Here is a 10,561-nt window from a genome sequence, read left to right as displayed (position 1 = left end):
GGCGGGCCGCTCGGCCCGCGGGTGCTCCGGACGGACCGGCTGCACCGACTCCGCAGACCGCTCCCCCGGCCGCTCATCCGACGGCTCTCCCAACGACTCCCCCGCCACCGAAGTCTCCAGCTCCGTACGGAAGTTCTCGGTGAGGTAGGCGCCGAGCTCGGCGACCGTCGGGTACTCGAAGAGGACCGCGCGGCTCAGCCGGGACGAGCCGGTGATGCCCAGGCGGGTCTCGATGTCGCGGCTGATGCGGATGCTGCCGACGCTGTCCAGGCCCCGGTCCAGCAGGTTGTCGTCGTCGCGCAGGTGCCGCAGGCCGCTGTGCCGGACGACGAGGTCGCGCAGCCACCGGGTGGTCAGGGCGAGCAGGTCGGGGACGGCGGTGCCCGGTGCGGCGGCAGCGGGCGCGCCGGCCTGCGGCTCGGCCGCCGCACCCACACCGCCGTCGAGGCTCAACTCACCTTCGAACACGGCCAGTTGACGCACACCGCCGGCGATGGCCGACATCAGCACGTCGCAGGCCCGCTCGGGGGACATCGCCCGCAGTCCGGAGTCGTCGTCGGGCATCTGCATGCCGTCGGTGTCCCACAGGCCCCAGTTGACGCTGTGCCAGTCGGGCCGCAGCGCGGTGAGCCGGTCCAGGAACGCGTTGGCCGCTCCGTACGCCGTCTGGCCGACGTTCCCGGTGACGCTGGTCAGCGAGCTGAAGTGCACCACCGTGGCGGGCCGGTGCGGTCCGGTCACGGCCGCCAGGTTGAGGGCCGTGGCCACCTTCGGCCGCAGCACGGTCTCCAGCCGGTCGGGCGTCAGGTTGTACAGCAGGCAGTCGTCCAGCACACCGGCGAGGTTGAACACCGCCTTGACCGGGCCGAACTCGTCGTGGACGTAGCGCAGTGCGCCGTCGAGCGCCGCGAACTCGTCGGCGGGCGCGCCGAGATGGCTGCGCACCCCGGCTTCCCGCAGCGCCTCCCGCGCCTGCGGGTCGGGCGTGCCGCGGCCCACGACGAACACGTCGGCACCGCAGGTCCTGCTCAGGTACTGGCACAGCCGGCGTCCGACGCCTCCAGTACCGCCGATGACGACGACGCGGTCGCCCGCGCCGAACACGTCGGTGGGCCGCACGGTGTCCAGCGCCGCCGGTACGTGGTCGAGGCGGCTGATCCGGTCGCCGTCGGCCCGCAGCCGCGCCCCCGGGTGGCGGGCGCCCGCCGCGGTCCACGCGCGCAGGCGTTCCGCGGTGACGGTGCCGTCGTGGACGACCTCCGTGTGCGCGAGCGGGCATTCGAGCGCGGCGGTGCGGGCCATGCCGTCGAGCAGGGCGGGCAGCGCGTCGCCGGCCCGGGAGAGCGTGACGAGGTGGACGGGGCGCCCCGATGCCCGTACGGCTTGGAGCAGCGCGAGCCCGGCACGGGCGAACCGCACCGCCGCGCCGTACTCGACCGGCCCGCCGGGCGGCGCGCCGCCCCAGGCCACCACCAGGGTGGTGGCGCGGGCGGTGTGCCGTCGCACCTCCTGCGCGAGCCGGTCCTCACCCAGGGTGGCGGGATCGGTGTACCAGCACTCGGCGCCGAGGGAGCGGGCCGCCGCCGCGATGTCCTCCCGGTCGGTGACCACGACGGTGGTACCGGCCGGCTCGCCGGGTCCGTCCGGGGCGGCGAGGTCGGTGTACCGAGGGGCTAGCGATTCCATGGGTCATCCCCGAGAGAGAAAGTGAGGTCGCGACGGGCCGGCGGGTGGGGGCTCATACGCCCATGAACTCCTTGATCCCCCGGAACTGGCCGAGGGCCGGCGCGTCGTCGGGGAAGGGGTACGCGACGCCCAGCCGGTCGGCGATGACCATGCCGGAGACGATCGCGCCCTCGTGTCCGGTGACGCTGGTGTCGGTGCCGCAGAACCAGAGGTTGTCGCGGCCCTGGATCCGGCTCAGCCGCTTCTTGCGGCCGACGTCCACCGGGCGCAGCTGGGGCAGCTTCCACTTGCGCCGGACGATGACCTGCGCGGGGTCGACCTCCTCCTGCGGGTCGAACGTGATGAGGATGGGCTCCTCGACGTTCCGGTAGGGGTGCAGCACGTTGCAGTTGCGGGTGAGGCTGCCCATCTGCTCCTCGGCGCGGGCGAGTTCGAAGTCGTCCGGCATCCGGAACTGGCAGTAGGCGTTCCGGCCGACGGTGCTGAGCCAGCTCTCGTCCTGGTGCAGCACGCTCTCCACCGGCACGTACGCGAAGTCGCCGAGCAGCTCCGCGTACTCCGGGTCCGGGGTGCGCAGCAGGGACAGCGTGATGTCCGCGTGCGTGGCGAACACGACCTGGTCGAACTCGTGCGCCTGCCCGCCGGCCACCACCGTCACACCCGCGTCCGTCGGGGTGACGGACTCGACGGGCGTGTTCAGCCGGATCCGCTCGCCGAGCTCGGCCTCGATCAGAGCGAGGTAGGCGTGGATGCCGCCGTGCGCCTTGCGCCAGTAGCCGGGGGCGAAGAAGGAGAGCAGGTTCATGCTGAAGGACAGCGCGACGTACATGAGGTTGTAGTCGAGCGACGGCGCGTGGCAGCCCGAGTAGATGCTCAGGATCGGGTTCATCGCCTGGTACTTGAACGCCTTGGAGTACCCGTTCTTGTCCAGGTACTCGCCGATGCTCATGGTCTTGTACGAGTCGTCGGCCGAGCCGGGCAGCTGGTTCATCTCCAGGTGGAACCGGTCGAACTCGTCGTGCAGCTCCTCGCGGAGCGCGCCGAGGAAGTCGAGGTTGTTCCACGTCTGCCCCTCGCCGGGGAAGTCGACGTGCACGGAGGACGGCGCGACGTAGGTGCCGATGCCGAAGTCGGTCAGGACGCGGAACAGGTTGGGCGAGAGCTTCTCGTTGAAGTGCTCCACGCCCATGTCGACGTGGAGAGTGCCCTGGTCGGTCTCGACCGGGTGGCTGTAGGCGTGCCCGCCCAGGTACTCGCCCGCCTCGAAGAGCGTGACGTCGTACTTCCGGGACAACTGCCAGGCCGCGACGGCGCCGGAGCCGCCGCCACCGATCACGGCGATCCTGCTGTTTGCTGATTCCACGGTCATCACTTCCTGGGCTCGGCCTGCGGCGCGGGTTCGTCGCCGAGGATCTGTGCGCTCAATTTGGTCAGGACCGTGCCGGGACCGATCTCCTCGAAGGTCTTGTGTCCCGTACGGGCCAGATGGGTCGTGGTCTGCCACCACCGCACCGGCTTCACCAGCTGGAAGACCATCTCCTCCAGCAGGTGGGCGGCGCCCAGCGTCCGGCCGCTCGTCGTGGAGACGACGGCCTTGGCGGGCGGCGCGAACTCCCGGTCCCGCAGGAACCGGGCGAAGTCGCGCCTGGCCTGCTCCATGTGCCGGGAGTGGAAGGCCCCGCTGACCGGCAGCCACACGCAGCGCAGGCCGGTCTCCTCCAGGCGCGGCGCGAGTTCGTCCAGGCGCGGTTTCGCCGCGCTGAGGACGACCTGTTCGCGGCTGTTGTAGTTGGCGACGTCCACGTCGAAGAACTCCAGCCGGGCGAGGTGTTCGTCGATGGCGTGCGCCTGCGGGCCGAGGACGGCGATCATCGCCCCGCCGCGCGCCTCCTGCATGAGGGCGCCGCGCTTGGAGACGATCTCCAGTCCTTCGAAGAGGTCGAAGACGCCGGCCGCGAACAGCGCCGGGTACAGGCCGAGGCTGTGGCCCGTCACGCAGCGCACCGGCTCGTCGCCGTGCCGCTCGACGTGCGCCAGGTACATCAGGCAGCTGACGAAGTAGACCGCCTGCTGGGTGTACGAGGTCTCGTTGAGCAGCGCGTGCGGGTCCTCCAGGCACAGTTCGCGCAGGGAGTGCCCGACGACGTCGTCGGCCCTGGCGCACAGGTCGGGGTAGGCGTCGAAGACTTCCCTGCCCATGCCCAGGCGCTGGGAGCCCTGCCCGGGGAACATCAGGACGTCGATGGCCATCGCCGCCCCCGTCAGTTCAGCTCGGTGACGGTGAACGGCGCGGCGGCCGGCGCCGGGGACGGGGCCGCGGATTCGCTGCCGCCGCCGACGGCCACCGACACGACTTCCTCCAGGGCCACCAGGACGTCGCCGTGCTCGTCGGTGAAGAAGAAGTCGTACGTACGGGTTCGCTGCGAGCCGCCGGGCCGGGCCACGCAGTGGCCGTACACGGCCTCGTCGCGCGGGGCCCTGACCACGGTGAGGCGGCCCAGGACGTAGGGGACGAACACGGGGCCGCCGGTGCCCTCCTCGGCCGCCAGCAGGATGGACAGCTGCATCCCGCAGTCGAGCAGCGCGGGCGACAGGCCGTACCCCCAGTCCCGGTCGACGTGCAGGAAGGCCCGTACCGCGCCGGGCCCGACCTCGGCCCAGCGCACGCCGCGCAGCGGTTCGCCGTAGTCGTAGCCGAGGCGCCGGAAAGTGTCGTAGATCTCCCGCCGGTGCTGCTTGCGGCCGCCCGCGGACGGGGCGGGCGGGGTGCCGACGGCGGCCGGCGCCGTCACCTCGGCGGTGCAGTGCGCGTCGCCGGTGGCGCGGTCGACGATCGACAGCTCGCTGCCGCGCTCGCGGACCTCGACGGCCGCGGGGTCGGTGATCGGCTTCTGCCAGAGCACGTTGCCGAGGGCGCGTCCCTCGGCCCGCCCGGCGAGGACGGCGAGCGTCCAGGCGGCGGGCGCCATGGGCACGCCGTCGATGCGGTGGGCGGACACCAGCGAGTCCAGGGAGTGGAAGCCGGACTCCTCGGACCTGATCCAGTGGCGGTGGCGCAGGAACGGGTAGGCGGGCAGGTCGGCGGGGGCGGTCCTGGGGTAGTAGGCGGCCCAGTCCGGGGAGCCGCCCGACTCGTACAGGGCGGCGATGTCGTGGGCGGTGCGGGCGGAGAGTTCCTCGACCGCGGCCGGTGCCGGGGCGGCCCGGGGCGCGGAGCGGCGGCTCAGGTCCTGCTCCAGGCCGCGCACGAGTTCGTCCTGGTCGCGGCAGACGATCGCCACGCGGTGCGCGAAGGCGTCGCGGCGGCAGGCCAGCGTGTGGGCGAGGGCGTCCATGTCGACGCGGCGCCCGCGCAGCCACTGCGCCAGCTCGTCCATGGCCAGTTGCAGTCCGGCGCCGGTGTGGTGGGAGAGCGGGATGACGTAGGTGTCGCGGCGCGGGCGGCCGGCGGTCGCGGTCCGCTCGGGGACGCCGCGCAGGACGACGTGGGCGTTGGCGCCGCCCGCGCCGAAGGAGCTGACGGCGGACACCAGGGGCAGGTCGGCGGGCCACCGCTCGCGCTGCGTGCTGAGCTTGAAGGGGGTGTCCGCGAAGTCCAGGTGCGGGTTGGTGCGTTCGGCGTGCAGCGAGGGCACCAGGGAGCCGTGGCGCATCTGGAGGACCGCCTTGAGCACACCGCTGAGGCCGGCCGCGGACTCCAGGTGGCCGATGTTGGACTTCACCGAGCCGAGCCGGATCCGCTGGGTGCCGGCCGCGGCGTACGCCTTGGTGAGGGCCCGCAGTTCGATGGGGTCGCCCAGGGCGGTGCCGGTGCCGTGGGCCTCGACGTAGCCCACCTCCTCGGGGGCCGTGCCGGCCGCCGCGAGGGCCTTGGTGACGAGGGAGTACTGGGCCTCGGGGTTGGGTGCGGTGTAGCCGTTGGCCCGGCCGCCCGCGTTGACCGCGGAGCCGCTGATGACGGCGTACACGCGGTCGCCGTCGCGCAGGGCGTCCTCGGCGGGCCTGAGCACCAGGCTGATGACGCCCTCGCCGTCGACGAAGCCGTCGGCCCCCGCGCCGAACGGCCGGCACTCGCCGGTGCGGGACAGCATCTCCAGACCGCACAGGAGCTGGTACTGACGGGGGTGCGTGATGAGGTTGACGCCGTTGACGACGGCGCGGTCGCACTCCCCCGTGCGCAGGGACTGGCAGGCGAGGTGCAGCGCGGTCAGGGACGCCGAGCAGGCGGTGTCGACGGCCATGCTGGGGCCGTGCCAGTCGAAGTGGTACGAGGCGCGGTTGGCCATCGACCAGAACGTGGAGGTGGGCGGCTCGGCCCCGGGTTCGGTGGTGGTGTGCCAGGCGTAGCCGCCGTTCATGACGCCGACGAAGACGCCGGTGTCGCTGCCGGCGAGCTGGGCGCGGCTGTGCCCGGAGTCCAGGATCGCCAGGTAGGTCTGCTCCAGGACGAGGCGTTCCTGGGGGTCCATGCGCGCCGCTTCGCGGGGCGTGATGCTGAAGAAGGTGTGGTCGAACGCGTCGATGTCGTCGATGAACGCGCCGCGTTCGGTGTACGCGACGGCGTCGGGGCCGTCCGCGACGCGGGTCCTGAACCGCTCGGGCGGCACGGTGGACGTGCAGTCCAGGCCCTCGAAGAGGTTGTCCCAGAACTCCGCGGCGTTGGCCGCCCCGGGCAGCCGCGCGGAGACGCCGACGACGGCTATGTCACCGGGGCGGGGCGTCAACTCGCTGTCGGGGCGGGCGACTTGCTCGGGCCGGGCGGACACGACGGGCACGGTGCGCTCGGCGCGGTCCGGCTGCTGCTCCTGCGGCTCGACGGCCGGCTCGGCGACAGGGGCGGCGGCAACAGGGCCGGGGAACGCCTCGGCCACCGTGTCCGCATGCTCGGTGACCAGGAACTCCACCAACCGCGCCACCGTCGGATACTCGAACCACACCGTCGCGGGCACATACCCCACCCGCTCACGCAACGGCTTCAACAACTCCATCGAGATCAACGAATCGATCCCCATGTCCCGGAACGGACGATCCAGCTCCACCTCCGACACATCGAGCCGCATCGTCCCCGCGATCACCTCACGGACGAACTCCTCCACCCGCCCCCGCACATCACCGGCCGACTCGACAGCCTGGACGGTGGGCGGGACGGTGGCCGTGGCGGGCGGCTCGTCCGGTGCGCCGGCCAGCGCGACCAGGACCTGCTGCCCTTCGCCGCCGTGGGTCCGCACGGCACCGAACCCGGCCTCGTGCATGAGCAGTTGCCACTGGTCGCTGCCGAGCAGAGGGCTGTGCTCGATGCGGTACGGGTCGTTGCTGAGCCACCAGCCGTCGGTGAGGCCGAAGGTGAGCGTGGCGTAGTCCTGCCGGGTGGTGATCTCGTTGAGGACGAGGATGCCGCCCTCGCGCAGCACCTTGCGCACGTTGCGCAGCGTGCCGGGGACGTTCGCCGTGGCGTGCAGCACGTTGGTGGCCACGACGACGTCGAAGGACCCGGTGTACTCCTCGGGCGGGTTGTCGATGTTGCAGATCTCGTAGGAGACGTACGGGTAGTCGTCGCCGAAGGCGTCGCGGGCCTTGTGCAGGAACGCGTACGACAGGTCGGTGAAGTGGTAGCTCACGTCGCGCGGGTCGAGCCGCGGCAGGACGAACTTGGTGGTGCTGCCGGTGCCGGCGCCGATCTCCAGGACGCGCAGCGGGCGGCCCGCCGTGCGGCGCTGGTAGTTGGTCACCACCTCGGCGCAGATCCGGTTGAAGTAGTCGGCGATGGGGTTGCTCTGGTAGACGGGCGCGACGAGGTCGAAGGAGCCGTCGGGGAACAGCACCTCGACCGCGTCGATCGCACCGCTCAGGACGTCGGGCAGGTGGTCAAGGCACCGGTCGAGCAGCGTGATGTGGCCCGACAGCTCCGGGTAGTCGCGCAGGAGTTCGGCGCGGGGCAGGGAGTGGGCCGCGGGCATGGCGGCGATGGCGTCCGTCAGCAGCGCGTATTTGCCGATCGCGGTGGCCGGCAGCGGCACCTGGCGCAGCCGCCACCGGGTGTACGCCTCCAGGCGCTCGGAGAGGTCCCGGTTGCGGGCGACGTCGGAGTCGTCGTCCCGCAGGACCGGCACCACGTCGGTGAGGACTCCCGGGAAGCCGGTGGTCGGTGCCGCGGCGGCGGCGGGCTTGTGCGGCGTGATTCCCATGCGCTCCAGCGCCTCTTCCGTTCCCTTGACACACGTGATCCGTCGGTCGTCGCCCGCGAGGAACCGCTCGATGACCGCCAGCCCTTCGGCCGGTTCGATCGAGCCGATCCCGAGGCCCTGCATCCGCTCCCGGTACTCCGGCTTCGCCACGACCCCGATCTCGCCCCAGTAGCCCCAGTTGACGACCTTGGCGTCGATCAGCAGGGCCTGGTGGAGGAGGTCCGCGTAGGCGTCCTTGGCCACGCAGGCGGCGGCGTAGTTGCCCTGTCCCGCGCTGGCGATGTGGGCCTGGACGGAGGAGAAGAAGAGGCAGAAGTCGAGTTGTCTGCCGCGCAGCGCGTCCACCAGGTGGTGGGTGCCGTGCAGCTTCGGGCGCAGTACGTCACCGAGGACGCGCCCGCTCATGGTGGCGAGGGTGGCGTCCTGGAGGACGAGGGCGGAGTGGACGACGCCGTGGATGACTTCGTGACCGTCCAGCGCCCGCTTGAGGGCCGCCGCGTCGGCCAGGTCGACCTGGTGGTAGTGCACCGCGCGGGCGCCCGACTCCCGTAGCCGGTCGGCCTGTTCGGCGAAGTCCGCGGGGGCGCGGCGGCCTATGACGACCACCTCGGCCCGGTACTCGGCGGCCAGGTACTCGGCGAGCAGGCCGCCGAGTCCGCCGGTGCCGCCGAGGACGACGTAGGTGCCGCCGGTCCTGAACGCCGAGTGCTCGGGCCAGCCGGGGAGGACGGCCGGCTCCATCGACGCGACCGCGTACGCGTCGTCCCGGACGCAGACGGGTGCGCCCGCGACGGTCGGCAGGGGCCGGTCGAGGGCGGCGGCCAGCGTCGCGGCGGTGAGATCGGCGAGACAGAAGCAGCGCACCGACCAGTCGGGCCGCTCCTTGGCGAGGGCCTGGGCCAGGCCGACGTACACACCGTCCGCGGGGTGGGTGGCGGCGGTGAACAGCGGGCTGTGCACGGCCTTGTCGGTGAACACGTCGAGGCGGACCCGCGGCCAGCGGTCGAGGGCGTGGACGAGGTCGAGGAAGGCGGTGTGGTCCGCGTCGCTGATGCCGTCGGCCCAGGAGGTGCGGCTGACGAACACCAGGTGCTCGTCCGCGGCCGGGGCGGCGGCGAGCGCGGCCACCGCGGGGCCGTCGAGGCGCAGCACCCTGGTGCGGGGGAACCGCTCCGTCAGTTCCTGGTGGAGGCGGGTCTGGGACGGCGGCACCAGGAAGGTGCGCGGGCCGCCGGCCGCGGCAACCGGCGGGTCGATCCTGCCGTGCGTCCACTGCGGCGCGAACACCATCAAGTCCACGGCGGCACGGCGGACCAGCGAGACGTCGGGGCGCGCCGTACCGGACGCGGAGTTTCCGCTTCGCCATTCGTTGCGACTCAACAAAATCCCCTATGTCTAGGACGCCGATTCAAGAAAGGAATCAAAGGGCGGAATCAGAGGGCGGGTTTGACGCCGAGGTCGACGACCGAGAGAAGTGGTCCGTAATCCTCGTCGAACACCGAGAAGTTGGTCCTGAAGGGAGAGAGTTTCTCGGTCAGGACGAAAGCGGAGTCGGCGGGAAATCGCGCCGGAGCGTGAAAGATCATATGCCCCATGGAGAAGGGCATCAAGCTGTCCCGGTGTTCACCGATGGAGATCGCCAGGCCCGACTGGAAGGAGCAGTCGAGGAGGTTGACCAGGCCCATCGGTGTTCCGTCGTTGTGCGAGAGCCACGCCAGGGACCGTTGTCCGTACCGCTGCACATAGGTGTTGCGGCGGAAGTAGGGGCCGTAGTCGATGCCCATGTCCGAGAACGCTCCGTAGAGTTCGCTCCGGGTGAGATGGGACGTGGTGTGCGCGCAGATCTCGTCGCGCACGTCCAGTCCGATCACGGGTTCCCGGTCCAGTTTCTCGACCATTCCCGTCTTCTCGAAAAGAAGCGTGCCCATGGCGCAGAGCGCGCCGCGATTCGTGACGGTGTAGTCCAGCGCGGACGCGTCGCCCGACGGGGCGCGGAACGTCACGGCGAGGTCGTCCAGCGACTCCTCGCCGGAGATCGGCCGCAGCCAGGCGGCGTCGCGGACGGCGAACACCGTGGCGCCGGGGCGGAGTTGGCCGGCGCCGCGCAGCGCCATCTCCAGGCAGGCGACGCCCGGCAGCACGCGGCGCCCGCCGACCAGGTGCTCTCTCAGGTAGGTGTGGTCGCGGTCGATGTGCGCCCGGAAGGTGCCCGGCTCGTCGGCCGCGAGCAGCCGGATCGGCTGCACCGCGGCGGGCCGGGCCGCCGTGCCGGCCTGGGTCTGGGGCGTCATGCGGTCCGTCCCTCGTCGGTGAACCAGAGATCCGTGTCGTCGAACGGGTAGCCGGGCAGCCGCAGCCGGTGCGGGGTGTGCGGCGCGAACAGCGCCTGCCAGTCGACCGGCCGGCCGGACAGGAAGGCGTCGCGGGCCGACTCGGGGGTCGGCTGTCCCACGTACCGCCCCCACTCGGGCGTCCGTGCCTGCGCCGGTGTCTGCGTGTGGACCGGTTCGCCCGCCGTGCGCAGCGCGTGCAGCAGTTCGGCGCCGGACGACGGGCACCACGCGAGGCGGTACGCCATCGGCTCGCGCCGGCACAGGGTGTACGAGAGGTCGCGCAGGTCCTCGTCCGACAGCGGCCCGCCGCGCTCGACGTGGTCGAGCAGCGCGGCCGTCACCCGGCGCAGCGCCTGC

General features: G+C 72.0%; 5 protein-coding genes and 1 pseudogene. All 6 read right to left on the bottom strand.

All coding sequences use genetic code 11. The annotated features are described in order from the left end of the window. The coding region (locus tag M4J07_RS43645; RefSeq protein ID WP_255982098.1) for a beta-ketoacyl reductase at nucleotides 1-1,686 on the bottom strand (1,686 nt) is incomplete at its 3' end. Between the two features lie 52 nt (nucleotides 1,687-1,738). After that, nucleotides 1,739-3,049, bottom strand: coding sequence for an FAD-dependent oxidoreductase (locus M4J07_RS43640; RefSeq protein ID WP_255982096.1), 1,311 nt, complete (start codon nucleotides 3,047-3,049; stop codon nucleotides 1,739-1,741). 5 nt (nucleotides 3,050-3,054) lie between these two features. Beyond that, nucleotides 3,055-3,936: an ACP S-malonyltransferase gene (locus tag M4J07_RS43635; protein ID WP_255982094.1), complete on the bottom strand. Its 882-nt coding sequence runs from the start codon at nucleotides 3,934-3,936 to the stop codon at nucleotides 3,055-3,057. 11 nt (nucleotides 3,937-3,947) lie between these two features. Then, entirely contained in the window at nucleotides 3,948-9,251 is a 5,304-nt protein-coding gene (locus M4J07_RS43630; RefSeq protein ID WP_255982091.1) for a beta-ketoacyl synthase N-terminal-like domain-containing protein, read from the bottom strand. 53 nt (nucleotides 9,252-9,304) lie between these two features. Then, the gene (locus tag M4J07_RS43625) at nucleotides 9,305-10,162 is read right to left on the bottom strand and encodes a polyketide synthase dehydratase domain-containing protein (RefSeq protein ID WP_255982089.1); all 858 of its coding nucleotides are present in this window, start codon (nucleotides 10,160-10,162) and stop codon (nucleotides 9,305-9,307) included. Next, nucleotides 10,159-10,561, bottom strand: a pseudogene (locus tag M4J07_RS43620) (hypothetical protein); the annotation flags it as partial. The gene M4J07_RS43625 and the pseudogene M4J07_RS43620, both read right to left, overlap by 4 nt.

Origin of the sequence: Streptomyces longispororuber (assembly GCF_024448165.1) — a bacterium.
Classification (GTDB): domain Bacteria; phylum Actinomycetota; class Actinomycetes; order Streptomycetales; family Streptomycetaceae; genus Streptomyces; species Streptomyces longispororuber_A.
The sequence above is the reverse complement of the archived record's forward strand: the minus strand, read 5'-3'. Positions and strand labels throughout refer to the sequence as shown.